Origin of the sequence: Mesorhizobium sp. M0518, from assembly GCF_040321125.1 — a bacterium.
Classification (GTDB): Bacteria; Pseudomonadota; Alphaproteobacteria; order Rhizobiales; family Rhizobiaceae; genus Mesorhizobium.
In genome coordinates this window covers 178,654-197,274 of sequence record NZ_JAMYQY010000004.1, presented here as the reverse complement: position 1 = coordinate 197,274, position 18,621 = coordinate 178,654, and the positions used below count along the sequence as shown (strand labels likewise).

14 protein-coding genes are annotated in these 18,621 nt (G+C 63.4%); 7 read left to right on the top strand and 7 right to left on the bottom strand.

From position 1 onward, the window contains the following. Positions 1–6: 6 nt before the first annotated feature. The gene (hemP, locus tag NKI66_RS07675) at positions 7–213 is read right to left on the bottom strand and encodes a hemin uptake protein HemP (protein ID WP_023757683.1); all 207 of its coding nucleotides are present in this window, start codon (positions 211–213) and stop codon (positions 7–9) included. 198 nt (positions 214–411) lie between these two features. Between hemP and NKI66_RS07670 the strand changes: the two genes are divergently transcribed. The 4 genes from NKI66_RS07670 to hmuQ all read left to right on the top strand — a co-directional run bounded on the left by NKI66_RS07670 (position 412) and on the right by hmuQ (position 4,551). Next, positions 412–2,622 carry a TonB-dependent hemoglobin/transferrin/lactoferrin family receptor gene (locus NKI66_RS07670; protein WP_352609578.1) on the top strand — a complete coding sequence of 737 codons (2,211 nt, stop codon included), beginning with the start codon at positions 412–414 and terminating at the stop codon, positions 2,620–2,622. Between the two features lie 5 nt (positions 2,623–2,627). After that, the gene (locus NKI66_RS07665) at positions 2,628–3,071 is read left to right on the top strand and encodes a hypothetical protein (RefSeq protein ID WP_023812248.1); all 444 of its coding nucleotides are present in this window, start codon (positions 2,628–2,630) and stop codon (positions 3,069–3,071) included. 91 nt (positions 3,072–3,162) lie between these two features. Next, complete coding sequence (locus NKI66_RS07660) at positions 3,163–4,176, top strand: TonB family protein (protein WP_348625595.1); 1,014 nt, start codon at positions 3,163–3,165, stop codon at positions 4,174–4,176. Between the two features lie 60 nt (positions 4,177–4,236). After that, entirely contained in the window at positions 4,237–4,551 is a 315-nt protein-coding gene (gene hmuQ / locus NKI66_RS07655) for a heme-degrading protein HmuQ (RefSeq protein ID WP_023812250.1), read from the top strand. A gap of 13 nt (positions 4,552–4,564) precedes the next feature. Here the strand turns inward: hmuQ and putA are convergent, their stop codons facing one another. After that, on the bottom strand, positions 4,565–8,176 hold the full coding sequence (gene putA / locus NKI66_RS07650; protein ID WP_352751372.1) for a bifunctional proline dehydrogenase/L-glutamate gamma-semialdehyde dehydrogenase PutA: 3,612 nt from the start codon (positions 8,174–8,176) through the stop codon (positions 4,565–4,567). Positions 8,177–8,338: 162 nt separating this feature from the next. On the opposite strand from putA, the gene NKI66_RS07645 reads away from it, so the two are divergent. Then, positions 8,339–8,791: an Lrp/AsnC family transcriptional regulator gene (locus NKI66_RS07645; RefSeq protein WP_023812252.1), complete on the top strand. Its 453-nt coding sequence runs from the start codon at positions 8,339–8,341 to the stop codon at positions 8,789–8,791. 94 nt (positions 8,792–8,885) lie between these two features. Here the strand turns inward: NKI66_RS07645 and NKI66_RS07640 are convergent, their stop codons facing one another. Together NKI66_RS07640 and NKI66_RS07635 are read right to left on the bottom strand one after the other, a co-directional pair. Beyond that, on the bottom strand, positions 8,886–10,085 hold the full coding sequence (locus NKI66_RS07640) for a cytochrome-c peroxidase (protein ID WP_023812253.1): 1,200 nt from the start codon (positions 10,083–10,085) through the stop codon (positions 8,886–8,888). A gap of 7 nt (positions 10,086–10,092) precedes the next feature. Next, a complete protein-coding gene (locus tag NKI66_RS07635) occupies positions 10,093–10,542 on the bottom strand; it encodes a FixH family protein (protein ID WP_023812254.1) in 450 nt (149 codons plus the stop codon). Between the two features lie 151 nt (positions 10,543–10,693). Between NKI66_RS07635 and NKI66_RS07630 the strand changes: the two genes are divergently transcribed. Further along, entirely contained in the window at positions 10,694–11,614 is a 921-nt protein-coding gene (locus NKI66_RS07630) for a sugar kinase (RefSeq protein ID WP_352751411.1), read from the top strand. Positions 11,615–11,664: 50 nt separating this feature from the next. On the opposite strand, the gene NKI66_RS07625 is transcribed toward NKI66_RS07630, so the two are convergent. The 3 genes from NKI66_RS07625 to NKI66_RS07615 all read right to left on the bottom strand — a co-directional run bounded on the left by NKI66_RS07625 (position 11,665) and on the right by NKI66_RS07615 (position 15,411). Continuing rightward, the gene (locus tag NKI66_RS07625; protein WP_023812255.1) at positions 11,665–12,687 is read right to left on the bottom strand and encodes an aldose epimerase family protein; all 1,023 of its coding nucleotides are present in this window, start codon (positions 12,685–12,687) and stop codon (positions 11,665–11,667) included. A gap of 92 nt (positions 12,688–12,779) precedes the next feature. Further along, complete coding sequence (locus NKI66_RS07620) at positions 12,780–14,237, bottom strand: NAD-dependent succinate-semialdehyde dehydrogenase (RefSeq protein ID WP_352720050.1); 1,458 nt, start codon at positions 14,235–14,237, stop codon at positions 12,780–12,782. Positions 14,238–14,460: 223 nt separating this feature from the next. Continuing rightward, positions 14,461–15,411, bottom strand: a complete 951-nt coding sequence (locus tag NKI66_RS07615) for an AEC family transporter (RefSeq protein ID WP_127291664.1) — start codon at positions 15,409–15,411, stop codon at positions 14,461–14,463. Positions 15,412–15,554: 143 nt separating this feature from the next. Between NKI66_RS07615 and NKI66_RS07610 the strand changes: the two genes are divergently transcribed. After that, positions 15,555–18,575 carry a caspase family protein gene (locus NKI66_RS07610; protein ID WP_352751369.1) on the top strand — a complete coding sequence of 1,007 codons (3,021 nt, stop codon included), beginning with the start codon at positions 15,555–15,557 and terminating at the stop codon, positions 18,573–18,575. The last annotated feature ends 46 nt before the right edge of the window (positions 18,576–18,621 follow it).

The following is an 18,621-nucleotide window of genomic DNA, read 5'->3' as shown; positions in this document are numbered from 1 at the left end:
CTTGCCTTACTTGTTGAGAATGAGCTTGCCCTGGCGGGTGATCTTCAGCCGATAGAGCGCGCCATGATGCTCGATGCCGATCTCGTGCTCGCCCTGGAACAGGGTGTTGCTGGACAGGGTTCGCACCGCCAGCGGAACCCGGTCGAAACGGGCGGAGGCATCGTCGGAACGGCGGACGCGATAGCGAAAATCGTTGGGATTGTGGGTGTTCATCTGGATGGATCCCTTTCCTGTGCCGGGCGTCTGGCTAGGCGTTGCGTAATCCGATTCATTTCTTGACTTGAATAATCATGTTTACTAGTCAGTGCAATACCGGATTAAATGAGTCAACATTTAAGACCCCGGACATGATCAAAAATGCCAGCCAGCCCCGGGCCAGCCAGCATGAAACCTGGACTTTGGAGTTGGGGCATGGGGTTTGTGACTTGGGAATGGCGCGGCCGGTCGGCGGCGAACGGCGCAGCGGCTTTGCTGGCAAGCGTGGCGGCGATCGCCTTGTCGGCGCAGCTGGCCAACGCTCAGCAGGCGGCGCAGCCGGCGGACCAGCAGACAGATCAAACGAAGAAGGCCGACGAAGAAAAGGCGGCACAAGCGGGCGCAACGCTGCTCGACAAGATCCTCGTCATCAGCCGCACCGGCGAAACGGCGATCGAATCGCTGGCATCGACCAGCCATGTCGGCCAGGAACAGCTCGACCGCCGCATGGCGACGACGCCGAACGAGATGCTGCTCGGCGTGCCCGGTGTCGCCGCGCAGGCCGACGCCAGGCGTGTCAGCACCAGCATCAACATCCGCGGCTTGCAGGATTTCGGCCGCGTCGCGGTCATTGTCGACGGCGCGCGCCAGAATTTCCAGCGCTCAGACCACGGCACGCAGTCGACCTTCTACATCGACCCCGAACTCGTCAAATCCGTCGACGTGATCCGCGGTCCTGTCGCCAACACCTACGGCTCGGGCGCCATCGGCGGCGTTGTCTTCTTCGATACCAAGGACGCCGGGGATTTCCTCAAGCCGGAAGAAACATGGGCCGGCTCCGTCACGGGACGCTATGAGAGCAACGGCAAGGGCTGGACAACAAGCGCATCCGGTGCCTACCGCCTCAACGAGAACTGGGATGTGCTCGGCAACATCGTCTACCGCAACTATGACGACTACAAGGATGGCGGTGGCGACACGGTCAAGGGCACCGGCTTCGATGTGCTGAGCGGTCTGCTCAAGACCACCATCCGCCCGACCGACAACAGCGAACTGAAGCTCGGTTGGGTCGGCTCGAGCGACGGCTGGAACGAGATCAGCGGCGGCGTGCCGGTCAATGACGTCGACCTGAAGTCGAACACCTTCACCGCCCGCTACAACATTACGGATGAGGACAAGAGCTGGCTCGATCTCCATATCAACACCTCCTACAACAAGACCAATCTCGATCTGACCAGCCTCGTGCCTCTCAACCGGTTTGATCCGAGCACCGGCCTTCCAGTTGTTTTGCCGGCTGGCTCGACATCGACATTCGACATCGGCACGACCAGCATCGACATTTGGAACACGTCCAGATTCGAGACCGCGGGAATCGCGCACGAACTGACCTATGGCGGCGACTGGGCCGGCGATAACGTCGAGACCGGCGGCACGGCCGGTGGCGACAGCTTCTATACGCCTTCCGGTAAGCGGAACGTCTCCGGCGCCTATGTCCAGGACAAGCTCACCTGGGAGTGGCTCGAAGTCATCGCCGGGCTGCGTTACGACAATTACAGCCTCAAGGATGACACACACGAAACGTCGGGGGACCGGTTGTCGCCGCGCATCACCGTCGGCGTCTCGCCTTTCGACAGCGCCAGCCTTGCCGGCCTGCAATTCTACGGCACCTATGCGGAAGGATACCGGTCACCCTCCCTGTCGGAAACACTGATCAGCGGTCGCCATCCGGCGGGTGTCACCTTCCCGTTCCTGCCCAATCCCAATCTGCGGCCGGAAACCGGAAAGACCGTCGAATTCGGCGTCAACTACAAGCAGAATGATATCCTCGAAGCCGACGATGCGCTGCGCATCAAGGCAGCCTATTTCAACAACGATGTCGAAGACTACATCGATGGCGTTACCCTGTCGCGGTTTGACCCGACAGCCGGCTGCCCGAGCGGACCCGGTATCCCGATATGCTTCCAGTACCAGAATTTTGCCAAGGCGAAGATCGACGGCTTCGAACTTGAGGGCGTCTATGATGCCGGATGGGGCTATGCCGGGCTTTCGGCCTCAATCACCAATGGTCATACCATTTCCTACAGGGACGTTCGGGCCGATCTGCTGACCATCCCCTCATCCCAGGTCACCGCGCAGCTCGGCTTGCGCTTCCTCGAGGACAAGCTAACCGTGGGCGGCGAAGTGCAATACAATGGCAAGCCCAAGGGCAACCCGATCGCCGAGGACTACACGCTGGTCAATGCTTTTGCCAGCTACCAGGCGACGGACAATTTGAAGATTGATTTCCGCGCCGACAATCTGTTCGATGTCAAATACGCCAACCCGCTCAACCTGACCACGGCCGGCCAGCCGCCGCAGCCGGTCTTCGCGGCCTACGAGCCCGGCGTCACCCTGAAGCTGGCGGCGACGATGCGATTTGGAGGCTGATGACCATGACGAGCTTGATGACATCCCTTCGTCTGCTGACCTCGATGCTGGCGATGTCGCTTGCGATGGTTCCGGCGTGGGCACAAGAGTCCGCGCCGGTCCCCGCACTCACCCTAGAACTCAATGGTGCGCAACCTTCCGACAAGGGTTGCCGCCTGACGTTCGTGGTCAACAACAATCTCGGCGCCGACCTGTCCAAGGCTGCGTTCGAGATCGCCTTGTTCAACGAGGCAGGCGTCGTCGACCGGCTGACCGTGCTCGATTTCAAGGAATTGCCGGCGGGCAAGACCAAGGTGACGCGTTTCGATCTGGCCGGCACCGAGTGCTCGAAAGTCAGCCGCGTGCTGATCAACAGCGCGACCGAATGCACCGGTACCGGCGTCGAACCGAACGCCTGCATGCGCAAGCTGAAGACGGACACCAAGACCGGGATCGCTTTCGGAGTCTAAGGTGGGACTGCATCCCGCATTCCTGCAAAACAATGCGGCGTGGCCAGTTGCCGGCCACTGCCGACTGCCGCTGCGAGCGAACGATCTTGATTTGACAATTCTGCTCTTGTCGCTGCAGGTCTCGCGGCGAGACATGCAGGATATCAGTCCCCTCCCCGAAGCCAGCGCCGAGCTGGCGATAGAGCCAACCGAGCCGCTCGCGCTACCGCGGCCATCGGCCTGGAACCGCAAGTGGACGGCGGCGATCGTCGTCTCCTGCCTGCTCCATGCCGCGGTGGCAGCGGCCTTTCTGATCTCCCCTACGGGGACTTCCAGTTTCCAAGATGCCGAGCAGCCGGAAGGCAGTGAACAGTCGGGCACCAACGTGGTCGGCAGCGCGCTGGACAAGGACCCGACGGCAATAAACGTTGCACTGGTGCCGAACCCGCAACCCGCCAAACCACAGCCGGCAACGCCGCCCAAGCCAACGCCGCCAACAGAGCCTTCGCAACCCGCGAAGGACGCAGCAAAGCCGCTCAAGCCTTTGCCGGAACCTGCCAAACAGCAGACGGTGACGCCCGACATATTGGTGGCCGGCGCCCCTCGCCCCGATGACCAGAGCGTGGCTCCCAAGGCCGAAACGCCGGCGCAGCCGATCGTGCAGGCCGAGAGCGCCGAAGTGCCTGTCGCCGTTCCAGAGCAGCCACCGATCCCCAGCGCCAGGCCAACGTCGGCAGCTGCCCCTTCAAAGACGGCGGATGAGAAGCGCGGCACGGCGAATGGCGAGGACCGGTCGGCGCAAGCAGCCAGCAAGGGCAAAAGGCAAAAAGAGGCAGGCACGGCCGCGGAAGACAATTACCGCGGCGATGTTTTTAGAAAACTCGGCAGCGTCAATCGCACCCTCCCGCCTTCCCTACAGCTGGCGGCACGCAACAATGCGGTTGTCACATTCGTCATAGGCAGGAAGGGCAACATAAACGAGTTGCGCATCCTGGAGACCTCAGGGTCGGCGGCTTTCGATCAGGCGGCGCTTGGCATTGTCCGCAAGGCAGCCCCCTTCCCTCCAATTCCACCACAGGCAGCAAGCGCAAATTTGGAGTTCGAGACCGAAATCGGCCCATTTTGAATGTGCGCAGAACAAACGCTGCAGCCGCCAATCATCAACATCCGCACGAAAGGAACCGCCATGTACATCGCCATGAACCGCTTCAAGGTGCAGACCGGCTCGGAGAACGATTTCGAAGCCGTGTGGAAGAACCGCGATTCCAGCCTCGCTGAGATGAAGGGTTTTCGGGAATTCCACCTGCTGCGTGGCCCGGTCAACGAGACCGAAGGCTACACGCTGTTTGCGTCGCACACGGTGTGGGCGAGCCACGAGGATTTCATCGCCTGGACCAAGTCGGAGAATTTCCGCGCCGCCCATCGAAATGTCGGCACGACGAAGGTCCACTATCTCGGTCACCCCCAGTTCGAAGGTTTTTCGGTCGTCGAAGGCGCTTAAATACTGGCCGGGCTCAAGCTCCGGCCAGCAGGCTCGCATTGCCGCCGGCGGCGGTGGTGTCGACGCAGACAGCCCGTTCATGTGCATAGGCCGCCGGGTTCAGTACCTCGCTGACCAGCGGCACGATCGGGCCGGAGCGGTCGGCGATGACCTTGCGCACGATGCGTGCAGCCTCCGGCGTGCCCGAAAAGGCGACGACATCGACGCGCAGTGAGCGTGCTTCGACCGGATCCGGCCGACCATCGATGGCGGCCAGCGGCAAGCCCTTGCCGGTCAATGGGGAAAGGGCAGCCGGTGCGCCGGGCGCCACGGCCAGCACCGCATTGCCGGCGGCGAGCGCCTGGATCGTCTGCGCCAGCAGCGTATCGCCATCGGGACCGAGGCACAGCACCCGTCCGCGTGGCGAGAGCGAGAGCGTGTTGGCCTCGCCGGTCGGCCCGGGCAGGTCGATCTGGCCGAAATCGATGCCGGCGGCCGCACCTATGGCCGCAGCACCCTTGCCGCGCAGATGCTTCCTCAGAATGGCGATCCGGTCCGGACGCGTCGACCAGCCGCCAAGTGTGGGATCAGGCAGATTGTCGGCAAGCTCGGTCGCCGTGACCTTATGGCCATCCTGCAAATGGGTGCCAGCCTCCGGCCCTTTGCGGAACCGGCGGAGGTAGTGCGGGCCGCCGGCCTTCGGCCCGGTGCCTGAAAGCCCCTCGCCACCAAACGGCTGCGAGCCGACCACGGCGCCGATCTGGTTGCGGTTGACGTAGATGTTGCCGGCATGGATGCCGTCGACGAAATGCTGCACGCGGCCCTCGATACGGGTGTGCAGGCCGAAGGTCAGGCCATAGCCCTTGCGGTTGATGGCGGCGATGACCGCGTCGATTTCGTCGGCGTCGAACGTAGCGACATGCAGCACCGGCCCGAACACCTCGCGCTCCATGTCCTCGATGCCCTTGACGCGGAAAACATGCGGCGCAACGAAGCGACCTTCCTTCGGCGCTTCGAGCTTGGCAATCAGCCGGCCCTGCAAGCCCATTTTCGTGCAGTACTCGCGGATAGAGCTTTGCGCCTCGTCGTCGATGACAGGGCCGACATCGGTCGAAATCCGCCAGGGATCGCCGATGCTGAGCGCCTCCATGGCGCCCTTCAGCATCTCCAGCATTTTCTTCTCCACGTCCTTCTGCACATAGAGCACGCGCAGTGCCGAGCAACGCTGGCCGGCACTCTGGAATGCCGAGGCGAGGATGTCGCGCACCGCCTGTTCGGGCAGCGCGGTGGAATCAACGATCATGGCGTTGAGGCCGCCCGTCTCGGCGATCAGCATGGCGTTGGGCGCGGCCGTCTTGGCCAGTTGCTTCTCGATCAGCTTGGCGACCTCGGTCGAGCCGGTAAAGCAGACGCCGGCGATGCGCGGATCTGATGTAAGCGGCCCGCCGACCGACGGGCCGTCGCCAGGGAGCAACTGGATGACGTCTTCCGGCACACCGGCCTCGCGCAGCAGCTCGACAGCCCGGAAGGCGATCAGCGGCGTCTGCTCGGCCGGCTTGGCGATGACCGAATTGCCGGTGACAAGTGCGGCCGCGATCTGGCCGGTGAAGATGGCGAGCGGGAAATTCCACGGCGAAATGCACACGATGGCGCCGCGCGCTTGCGTGCCCGCCTCCGCATTGGCCGCCTCGGTGGCGTAGTAGCGCAGGAAGTCGACCGCCTCGCGCACTTCGGCGACGCCGTCGGCCAGCGATTTGCCGGCCTCGCGGGTGGCGAGTGCAAAGAACTCGACGGCTTTGGATTCATAGAGAACGGCGGCACGGTTGAGGATGGCAGCGCGCTCGGCGACGGAACGTTTTGCCCATGCCGGCTGCGCTTCCACCGCAAAGCGCACGGCGGTCGCGACTTGCTTGGCGGCGGCTTCGCTGACCGTACCGACCACTTCGGAAGGCTTTGCTGGGTTGACTATGGGACGCTGCTTGCCGTAGCCGGCGGCACGGGTGATCGGCTTGGCATGCCAACGATCCGGCCCAGCGAAGGCCACCCTGGCCTTGTCGATCGCCGCCAGCGTCACCGTGTCGGTGATGTCGAATCCTTTCGAATTGCGACGCCCGGCCCCAAAAATCTCGGAAGGCCGGGCAATCGCCGGATTGGTGGCCGGACCCTGGCTCTCGACCGTTTCGAGCGGATCGCGCGCAATGTCCTCCGGCTCGACGTCCTCGTCGGTCAGTTGGTGCACGAAGGAGGAATTGGCGCCGTTCTCCAGCAACCGGCGGACCAGATAGGCCAGCAGATCGGAATGCGCACCGACCGGCGCGTAGATGCGGCAGCGTGTGCCTTCGGACCGTCGCACCGTCTTGTGCAGCGCCTCGCCCATGCCGTGCAGGCGCTGGAACTCGAAGGAATCGCGATTATCCGCCATCGCCAAGATGGCGGCGACGGTGTGGGCATTGTGGGTGGCGAATTGCGGATAGATGCGGTCGGTCATCGATAGCAGCTTTTTCGCGCAAGCCATGTAGGAAACGTCGGTGTTGGTCTTGCGGGTGAAGACGGGATAGCCTGACAGTCCGAGCGTCTGCGCCCGCTTAATCTCGGTGTCCCAATAGGCACCCTTGACCAGCCGCACCATGATGTTGCGGTCGTATTTCCTGGCCAGCGCATAGAGCCAATCGATGGCGAAGGCCGCGCGTGGCCCATACGCTTGCACCACCACGCCGAAGCCGTTCCAGCCGGCGAGCTCCGGCTCGGCCAGCACCCGCTCGATGACGTCGAGCGACAGATCGAGGCGATCGGCCTCCTCGGCATCGATGTTGAGGCCCATACGCGAATGGCGCGCGGCAAGCGCCAGCGACAAGAGCCGCTCGGCCATCACAGGCAGCATCTCTTCCTTCTGCGCCACCTCGTAGCGAGGATGCAGCGCCGAAAGCTTGACCGAAATGCCGTGGTTCTGCCTGATGTCAGGACCGTTGGAGCCGGAATCGAGCGACGAAATCGCGTCGGCATAGGCCTTGTGATAGCGCAAGGCGTCGGCCTCGGTGCGGGCCGCCTCGCCCAGCATGTCGAAGGAATAGAGGTAGCCCTTCTGCGTCATCGGCCGGCCGCGCTTGACGGCTTCCGTGATGGTGCGGCCGAGCACGAACTGCTCGCCCATCTCGCGCATGGCGGCGGCCACCGCCTTGCGGATGACCGGCTCGCCCAACCGCCGCACCATCGAGCGCAGCGTGCCTTCGATGCCGCCCTCGCCCTCATCGAGGACGCGGCCGGTCAGCATCAGCGCCCAAGTCGAGGCGTTGACGAAGATGGAGCTCGAACCGCCCGAATGCGCCGACCAGTCGTGCGGCGCGATCTTGTCGGCGATGAGGTCGTCCATCGTTTCGGTATCGGGCACGCGCAACAGTGCCTCGGCCAGGCACATCAGCGCGACGCCTTCCTTGGTGGAGAGACCATAGGCCGAGAGGAAGACTTCCATCAGCCGGGGATCGGACGAACCGCGCACCGCCCGCACCAGATCGGCGGCGCGGGCCGAGATCGCCTTGCGGTCTTTCCCGGAGAGCGCCGTCGCGTCGGCAAGCCGCTTCACGGCCTCGTCTTCATCGGGCAGGTAGTTGGCGCGGATCTGCTGGCGGATGGCATCGAGCGCTGGCATGGCGGTCCCATGGATCGAGCAAAGGGATCGGGCCGGCGGTCACCGGACCGAATGGTGGAAGCTAGCACAGATGCGAATTTTCAATCGGTCCGAAGAAATCGACATTGCAGGTCATTCGATCTATCGTAGCAGCTCAAAACCGACATATGGACTGCATTTTCGATGACAGAAGACCAATTGGACCGCATCGACAGGAATATCCTGGCGGCGCTGGCAAGCGATGGCCGGCTTTCGATGTCAGAACTGGCGGCAAACGTCGGCCTGTCGAAAACGCCGGTGCAGGCGCGGGTGAAGCGGCTGGAGAAGGACGGCTACATCAGGGGCTACCAGGCGATCATCGACCGCGAGCGCATGGGCGAAGGCCATGTTGCATTCGTCCAGGTGAAATTGTCCGACACCAGGTCCGCCGCGCTCGATGCCTTCAACCGATCCGTGCAGGCCGTGCCGGAAATCGAGCAGTGCCACATGATGGCGTCGAGCTTCGACTATCTGCTGAAAGTCCGCACCAGGGACATCGCCGCCTACCGCCGCGTCCTCGGCGAACGCATCTCGGCCCTGCCCCACGTCGCCCAGACCTCGACCTTCGTGGCGATGGAGACAGTCAAGGATCGATGACCATGATCCCGAAAAGTGGAAGCCGGTTTTCGGACAAGATCATGGTCAAACGTAGAGCCCCATCCCGATACATCGGGATGGATCGGGCTCTAACTCACTCCGAAAGCGTCTTCAGGAAAGCCACCAGCGCCGCACGTTCACGATCCGACAGCCCCAGCGGATGAACTTCGGACGTACCCTCCACGCTGGGTGCAGCCTTGGCGTAGTGCGCCACGACCTCGTCGAGCGACGAAAACTGCCCGGCATGCATGTAGGGCGACCGCGTTGCCGCACCGCGCAGCGATGGCGTCTTGTAGGCGCGAACGAGTTCGGGCGCATCCTTGACCATGAAGCGCAACTCGCCGCAGGCGCTGGCGTCGCCATCGCGATAGGCGCCGAAGCAGTTGAACGGGTCCGCCTCGACTTGGCGCACGGCATCGATGCGGCCGCGGTCCGGCGGCAGGCCCGCAATGGGTGGCACGCCGGTGTTGTGAAAGCTGTTGTCGGTGAAGCGCGGGCCGTTGTGACAGGTCACGCAATTGGCCTTGCCGATGAACAGTTTCAGCCCAAGGATTTCTTGCTTGGAAAAGACCGCATGGCCTTTCGGCTCAGCGCCGGTGACGAGATCCAGCGCAAAACGGTCGAAACGCGTCGGCGCCGGCTCGATCGAGCGTTCGAAGGCGGCGATCGCCTTGCCGATATTGGCAAAGACGCCGTCGATTGCGCTGCGCTGCGCGCCGCTCATCGCATTCCAGGCCGCCTTCTCGGCATCGTTTCCAAGCGGGCTGGCATTCGACGGCATGCCCGAAAGATCGGGCAGCGGCCCGAAGATGCGCTCATAGCGCTCGCCGAAGCGCGCCTTGATGTAATGCGCGTAGGCGGTGCGGTTTCCCGCCTGCTCCAGCGGGTTTTCGAGCGGCGTCAGCGCTTGCGCCCACAGGCTGTCGCGGCGGCCGTCCCAGAAGAACCAGGGATCGCGCGCGACGCCGGCCAGCGGCATGGTCCGCCGGCTGGTACGGCCGACGCCGACGGCTTGCGGCAGGTCGTCCTGGAACTGGCGGTCGATCTTGTGGCATGTCGAACAGGATATCGACCCGTCACCGCTCATGCCCTGGTCGAAGAACAGCGTCGAGCCGAGTGCGGCAGCCGCCGGCACGTCGGCAAAACGATCGGTGGTGTCGGGCTTGAGCGCCGGCAGCGACGACAGCGCCAGCGAGGCGATGGTCGTCTTCTCGGCGTCGGAAAAATCCGGCTTCGTGCAGCCGGTAAGGACAACGGCCACCATTAGCGCCAGAAAACGCGAACGCCGCCTCATGTCCTGCTCACAGCACCACGTTGAAGAGCACCGTATCGGAGCCTGCGGTGGCCGAGATGGCGAAATGCAGCTGCCACCAGCCGCTCATGGTGAATTTCACCCCTTCGATCCGGTAACGCCCGTCGCCGAGATAGTCGGTCGCTTGCGGGCTGGTCGGCAGGCCGTGACTGTGCAGCGGCATGCCGCCGGAGATCGCGATCGCCGCCCCTTCCACCGGAGCTCCAGCCTTTGTCTTCAGCGTCAGCAGCCAGGATTGCAGTTGGCCTAGCCGCACAACGCCTCGCTCCGGCGCGAAGCTTGCCACGAACAGCCCGTTGGCGGTGTTCTTCGTCCGAGAGACATCCGGGCCGGCGGGCCGCGCCGACCGCGGCGCCGTCAGGTAAACGACCGCGAGAATGCCGACCAGCAAGGCAGCCAGACCAAGACCTGCCAGAAGATAACGCCATATCGATGCCAAACCGGTTCCTCTTCTGCAGACAACGCTCTGCCGAACGGATCGCATCCCGCCAGCCTGTGGGAAAACGCTGTGGCGGAAAAAACCCTGCTTGCCAAGCATGGCGCTGCCGGTGGCAAAAAGCTACAGCACCGAGATCACTGGAGGATTGCAGATGGCGGGAAACGGCGTCGCCTCGATCGGCGAATGCATGCTCGAACTGTCGGGCCAGACGGGACCGAACTGGCGCATAGGCTTTGCCGGCGACACGTTCAACACGCTGTGGGCGCTGCATGCACTGAGCGCTGAGCGGCCGGCAACCTATGTCTCGGCCTTCGGCGACGATCCATTCTCGCAAGGCCAGATCGATTTCTTCGCTGAAAACGGCATCGGCATCGGCTCCAGCCCGCTCATAGCGGGCGCGCGGCCCGGCCTCTATGCCATCACGCTGACGGGAGCCGAACGTTCCTTCACCTATTGGCGTGGCGACGCCGCCGCGCGGCAGCTTGTCTCGGACCCGGCCGCATTATCGAAAAACCTGGAAAATCAGGCACTTGTCTATTTTTCCGGAATCACTTTGGCAATTCTGGACGAAGCCGCGCGCGCTGAGTTGCTGGCCGCCGTCGCCAAGGCGCGTTCGGCTGGTTCACTTATCGCCTTCGACCCCAACTATCGGCCGCGGCTCTGGCGTGAGCGCGAGGATGCGCAGGCAGCGATCGTCGAAGCCCTTGCCGCCACCGACATCGCATTGCCGACCTTCCCCGACGAGCAGATGCTGTTCGGCGATCCAACACCGCAAGCCACAGCGAAGCGGCTTGGGCAACTCGTCGGCGAGGTCGTCGTCAAGAACGGCGAAGCACCGGCACTGATTGCCCAAGCAGGAACGCTGCGCGAAGTCCCGGCAATCCATGTCGCCGCTCCCGCCGATACGACGGGCGCCGGCGATTCCTTCAACGGCGGCTATCTTGCGGCTCGACTTGCCGGCCACGACCCGCTTGAAGCAGCACGCCGTGCGCATCGCGTCGCCGCCGCCGTGGTGCAGGTGCGCGGCGCGCTGGCGCCGTTCGAGACGCTGCGCGCGGCCTTCGCCGGCTAAAGTCTGTTGCGATTCTGGTCAGGCGGGCTTCACCTGAACATTGGCAGGCCTCAGGGCAGACGGAATCTGTATTCCGTCACGTGGTGGTAGATCGCGCCCGGCCACAGCGTCGCCTGCGGGAAATAAGGCCGGTTCGGCGCGTCCGGCCAAATCTGCGGCTCCAGGCAGAAGCCGCAAAAAGCCTTGTAGTCGCGGCCTTCCAACCCGGTGCGCGGCGTCACGTACTGGCCGGTATAGAGCTGGACGCCCGGCTCAGTGGTCCAGACCTCCATCTCGACACCGGAACTGGCGCCTTGCGCCCATGCCGCCTGCTTGAGCGGCCCGCGTGCCGAAGCGAGGCAGAAATTCTGGTCGTAGGGCAGCTGTTCGCCCTCGGTCTCCATGCGCAGCGGCCGCGCCTGGCGGAAATCGAACGGCGTACCGTCAACCGGCTTGACCACGCCGGTCGGGATCATGTCGCCATCGACCGGCAGGTAGGCGCCGGCATTCAGCATCATCCTGTGGTCGAGAATGTCGCCGGCGCCGCCATCATCCAGGTTGAAATAGGAATGCTGGGTCAGATTGCACAGCGTCGGCTCCTCGCAGGTGGCGGTCAGCTCGACGCTGAGCGTGCCGGGGATCTTCAACCGGTAGGTGCAGGTGACATCGAGCGCGCCGGGAAAACCCATCGCGCCGTCGGGATCGTGCAACGTCAGCGTGACGAAATCCCTGCCATGCAGCGAAACCGTCCACGGCCTGTGGGAATAGCCTTGCGAGCCGCCATGCAGCGTATGCTTGTCGAGGAAGTTTTGCTCGGTCTGGTAGCGGCTGCCGGCGATGGTAAAGCGGCCGTCGCGGATGCGGTTGGCATAGCGGCCGACAACCGCTCCAAAGAAGCCCGTATCCGTCTCGTAGGCCGCCAGATTGTCGTAGCCAAGCACCAGCGGCGCATCGTGCCCGGTCAGGCGCAGATCCTGGATGATCGCGCCCAGACCGATGATGTTGGCGGTGATACCGCCGCCCCTGATCGTGAAGCGACGCACCGGCTCGCCTGCCTGCGTCGTGCCGAAAACCTCGCCGTCCTTCATCGCCATGCCCGTAAATGCCAGTTGATCCAGAAGACTTCGGCTGGTTTTCCCATGAGAGATGGGCAGGCTATCGGCCTGCTCATCTCCGGGATAGAATATCAGAGGCCGAGGCCGCCGATGCAGACATATTTGGTGTCGAGGTAATCCTCGATGCCCTGATGTCCGCCTTCCTTGCCGAGGCCGGATTCCTTAACGCCGCCGAACGGCGCCTCCGGCGTGGTGATGAGGCCTTCATTGACGCCGACCATGCCGTATTTCAGCCCTTCCATGACGCGGAAGGCGCGGCCGAGATCGCCGGTGTAGAAATAGCAGGCGAGGCCGAATTCGGTGTCGTTGGCGAGTGCTATCGCCTCCTCTTCGGTCTCGAACTTGAACACCGGTGCGACCGGGCCAAAGATCTCTTCCTTCATGAAGCGCATCTTGGGCGTCGCATTGGCAATGACCGTCGGCTGGAAGAACGAACCGCCGAGCGCATGGCGCTTGCCGCCGGCAACGATCTTGCCGCCCTTGGATGTGGCGTCGGCGATCAGTTCTTCGACCTTCTCGACCGCCTTCTCGTCGATCAGCGGCCCCTGCTGCACGCCGTCCTCGAGGCCGGAGCCGACCTTCAGCCCGTTGCTGGCGGCAGCGAGCTTCTCGACGAACTTGTCATAGACACCAGCCTGGACAAGGAAGCGGTTGGTGCAGACGCAGGTCTGGCCGGAATTGCGATACTTGGCGGTGATCGCACCAGCGACCGCACGCTCGAGGTCGGCGTCATCGAAGACAATGAACGGCGCGTTGCCACCGAGCTCCATCGACACTTTCTTGACGGTGACCGACGACTTCTGGATGAGAAGCTTGCCGACTTCGGTCGATCCGGTGAAGGTGATCTTCGACACCAGCGGATTGGCGCAGATCTCGTCGCCGATCTCGCTTGCCGAACCGGTCAGGATGTTGACGACGCCCTTGGGGAAGCCGACCTCCGCTGCGAGCGCACCCCAGGCGAGGCCCGAATATGGCGTCTGCGAGGCCGGCTTGACCACTGCGGTGCAGCCGGCGGCGAGCGCCGGGCCGAGCTTGCGGGCCAGCATCGAGGACGGGAAATTCCACGGCGTGATGGCGGCGATGACGCCGACCGGTTCCTTGGTCACCAGGATACGGCGATCCGCCCACGGCGACGGCACCACGTCGCCATAGGTGCGGCGGCCTTCCTCGGCGAACCACAATATATAGGCCGCGGCGGAGCCGATCTCGCCCTTCGATTCGAACAGCGACTTGCCCTGTTCGATGGTCAGCAGTTCGGCCAGCACGTCCTGATTGTCCATCATCGCGTCATGCAGCTTGCGCAGCAGCTTCGAGCGCTCGAGCGCGGTCGTCTTGCGCCAGGTCTTGAAAGCTTCCGCGGCGGCTTCGATGGCGCGGCGGGTCTCGGCTTTGCCCGACTTCGGCACGGTGCCGATCTTGAGACCGGTGGCCGGGTTGTTGACGTCGACCGTCTGGCCGCTGTCGGCCTGCACCCATTCGCCATTGATGAGATTGGCCTGCCGCATGAAATGGCTGGTTTTCTGAAGCATGGTCTATCCTCCGTTCGGCGCGCTGACGGGCCGGTCTGTGAAATCTTCGGTGAGCGTGCGCCATGGACTGAAGCCGGCACGCCGGAGCCACTGCTCTTTACCGAGGGCAAGGCCCGCAAGCAATCGCAAGATGGCATATAGGGGTTGGACCAGCCCGAGGCGAGAGCAGGCCGGACATATGCCGTGCCGATCGCTGGCCGCACCATCTGACTATCGACATATCCTATCCGAAAACGTGGAGCACCACCGTCAGCCAGAAGGCGGTTGTAACAACCGCGCTCGCCGTGGCGATTGTCATCTGGTTCGACGCCAGCGCCTGGCCGCTGTTGAACTGCACGGCGATGAGATAGGAATTGATGCCGGATGGTAGCGCCGCCACCACCACCGCCACTTTGGCCGTCAATGGCGGCAGGCCAAGCAGCCAGACCAGACCGAGAACCAGAGCCGGCATCAGGAACAATTTCAGCACCGAAAGCGCCAGAGCCGGCCGGACATTGCCGGAGATACCGAAGCGGCGCAGGCTGAGGCCCATGGCGAACAGCGCCACTGGCCCGGCAGTGTCAGCCAGCGCATCGACCAGCCGCGTGGCAAGGTTCGGCAGCGGCGCGCCGGTTAGGCGCCATGCCAGCCCGGCCAGGATGCCGATGATCAGGGGATTGGTGAACAGTCTTCTCAGAAAGCTCTGGATGATGCGCAGCGGGTGTACGGGCTCGCTGCCACCGCGGCCAAATATCTCGAACATGATGATCGACGCCATCATCATGGTCGGCAGATGCACGGAAACGAGCAGCGACAGCACTTCGAATCCGCTGGACCCGAATACGCCGAGAACGAAGGGAATGCCCAGCAACACCACATTCGAGAAGGACGACGACACTCCACCGACGATACCTGTGCGTGCGTCCCGCCCGAAGATTCGCGTCGTCACCAGATGGCCGGCAGCCCATGTCATTGCAACCGCGGTGAAGTAAGCGCCCCACAGCGACCATGGCGCCACGCCATGGAAATCGGAATTCACCATCGTCCGAAACAGCAGCAGCGGCATCGCCACGTTGATGGCGAATTCGGAGATGCCGTCCCCGCTGGCCGGCTTTAGATAGCCGGTGAGCCCGGTGAGATAGCCGAGCGCGACGAGGCTGAAGACGAAAAGAACGGTTTCGGTGAGCGGCGACATTTTTCAGGGATAGGCGAGCCACGGCCGCGGCGCAATCGCGCCCGAATTTGATCATGCCCTAATTTGATCATGGCCAAATTTGATCATGGTCCATTGGCAGCGTTATAGAGGGCTTGGATCATCAGGGCGGATGCGAACGACAAATGACCTTTGTCGAAACCTCGAAGCTTAATCTTTTGCGGCGGGCATGGCTGACGGCTTTCATCGCCGCACTGCTTTGCCTTGCCGCGACCGCGCTTGCAGTTGCAGAGACGAAAAGCCTCAAAGGCGTGGCGCTGATCATCGGCCAGTCGAATTACCTGCATATCGCCGCCCTCCCCAACCCCGCCAACGACGCCCGTGACATGGCCAAGATGCTGACCGACCTTGGCTTCGACGCGCGCAGCGTCACCGACCGTGACGCCACCAAGCTGAAGCGCGACCTGGAGCGGTTCACCGAAGATGCCGACGGCGCCGACGTCGCCTTCATCTACTACTCCGGTCATGGCATCGAGGCCGGCGGCGAAAACTATCTGGTTCCGGTCGATGCCGACGTCCCGTCGCTGAAGGATGCCGGCACCAGCCTTGTGCCGATATCGGCCGTCATGGAGGCATTGAAAAAGACAGTGCCGGTGACGATCATGCTGCTCGACGCCTGCCGCACCAATCCATTCCCCGCGGATGCCATGGTCCGGCGCTCACCGACCGCTTCCGCCTCGCCCATCGGTGCCGGCGGGCTGGAACCTGTGCGCGGCGCGAAGGCGCTCGGCAATGCGCCGGCGGCCGACGCGAGCCTGGGTACGGTGATCGGCTTTGCCGCAGAACCGGGTCGTCCGGCGCTCGATGGCGCCGCCGGCGAAAACAGCCCTTATGCGTCCGCTTTGCTGCGCCACCTCGCGGCAATGAAGGGCACCGAATTCGGCTCGGTCATGCGCATGGTGACCGAGGAGGTCTATCTCGACACAAAGGCAAAGCAGCGCCCCTGGGTCAATGAAAGCTTGCGCCGGCTGCTCTATTTCGGCGTCGCGCCGGCGGAGCCTACCGGCGACGACGGGCTGATCACCGGCGAAAGGCGCCAACTCCTGCTGACGATTTCCGACCTGCCCGACCCGAAACGGGCGCAGGTGGAACTGGCCTCGCTGCAGGAAGGCGTGCCGCTCGATGCGCTTTATGGCGTGCTGAAAGCGCTCGGCACGGAAAAGATCCCGGAGGATCCGTCCGACCTGCAAAAGATGCTCGACGCCCAGGCCGAGCGCCTGAAGAAGATAATGTCCGAGCGCGCCGCGCTGCGCACCGACGATCCGGAGATCAAACGCCTGATCGCCTCCGCCGACAAGGCGATCGGCCAGGGCGCCATCGTGACGGCGCGGAAATTCCTCGACGATGCAGTCGGCCGGGTCGAGCAGACCGACGATGGGGTCGATGAAGCCGAAGACCTCGTCAAGCAGAAGCGTCTTGCCGATGCCGCGATCTACGCCAGGCGGGCCGACGCCTCGGGGCTGGTCTTCGACTACAGATCCGCCGCCGGCGACTATGCCAAGGCGTTTTCGCTGGCCGAAAAATGGGACGACAAGCTGCGCTGGAACTACAAGAACCAGGAAGCCGAGGCGTTGAACGCCTACGGCTACGCCACCGGCGATCTCGATGCGCTGCAGCACTCCATCGAGGCCTATCGCACCATCCTGAACTTCATCCCAAATGGCGAACAAAACCGCGATTGGGCCATCACTCGCAACAACATGGCGGTAGTGCTGCAGACCATCGGCGAGCGAGAGACGGAGACCGCGCGCCTTGAAGAGGCAGCGCGGATCTTTCGCGATTCGCTTGTCGTGTTCGAGCGCGAGAAGGACGATCTCAACTGGGCCGCCGCGCAGAACAACCTGGCCAATGTGCTGTTGAAGATCGGCGAACGCGAGAGCGACCCGAAGCGCCTGAACGAGGCGGTGGCGGCGATGCGCGCCACACTCGAAAAACGCCCGCGCGACAAGGTCCCGCTCGACTGGGCCGCTTCGCAGAACAATATCGGCCTGGCGCTCTATGCGCTTTCCGAGCGCGAGGCCGCCGGCGAACATCTGACGCAAGCCGAGGCGGCCTACCGGCTGGCGCTTGAGGAATACACACGCGAAAAGGCGCCGGTTGAATGGGCGATGGTCGAGAACAATCTCGGCAACACGCTGGTGTCGCTCGGCATTCAGCTCAACGACAAGGCGAAGATAAACGAGGCGGCCAACGCGTTCCGTGCCGCGCTTGAAGTGCGAACCCGTGAAACCTTCCCCGTCTCATGGGCGACCAGCAGGCTCAACCTCGGCAACGCGCTGAGCGGTGTCGCCCGTTTCGATATGGGCACCGGCGCGCTTGAAGAGGCCGCGGCCGCCTATGACGATGCACTGACGGTGTTTACCCGGCAGCGTTTCCCGAGGGACTGGGCGTCGGCGCAGAACAATCTCGGGTCGATCTACCAGACACTTGGCCAGCGTACCCGCGACGCGGCCAAGCTGGAGCAATCGGCGGCGGCGTTCCGGACCACGCGACAGGTCTATGTCAGACGGAAATTCCCGCAGGACTGGGCAATGAGCCACTACAATCTCGGCAACACGCTGCAGCTTCTGGGCGGCGTGACCGACAAGCCGGAACATTACGGTGAGGCCATTGCCGCCTACCGCGATGCGTTGCGCGAGTACAAGCGCGAGACGAACCCGCGCCAATGGGCGCTGGCCCAGGCCGGCCTCGGCTCGACGCTGCACTGGCTGAGCATGAGCAATGCCGACCCGAGGACCTTGCTGGAGTCCATCGCGGCCCGCCGGGCAGCCCTCGAAGTGCTCACCGTCGACGCGGCACCGGTCGACTGGGCCAACGCCCAGAACGGCATCGGCATGAGCCTGCTCAACCTCGGCAATCTCGAACGCACCGGCAAATACCTCGGTGATGCCGAGGCCGCCTTCGCGGCCACGCTGAAGGTATTCACCAGGGAAAGCCTGCCCATGCAATGGGCCTTCGCGCAGAACAATCTCGGTGACGTCAGCTGGAACCGAGCCAGCTATGGCGGGGGCAAGGCCGAATATCAAAAGGCGATCGAATTCTTCGAGAACGCCAAGCAGGGCTTTACCGAAGCCGGCTACACAATCCCCATCCCGCTCACCGACCAGAAGATCGATCTGGTGAAGAAGCAGATGGCGAAGAAGTAGGTCTACGCATCCCGCCGACCGCGCCTTGTCTTTCGGCTGGCTTTAC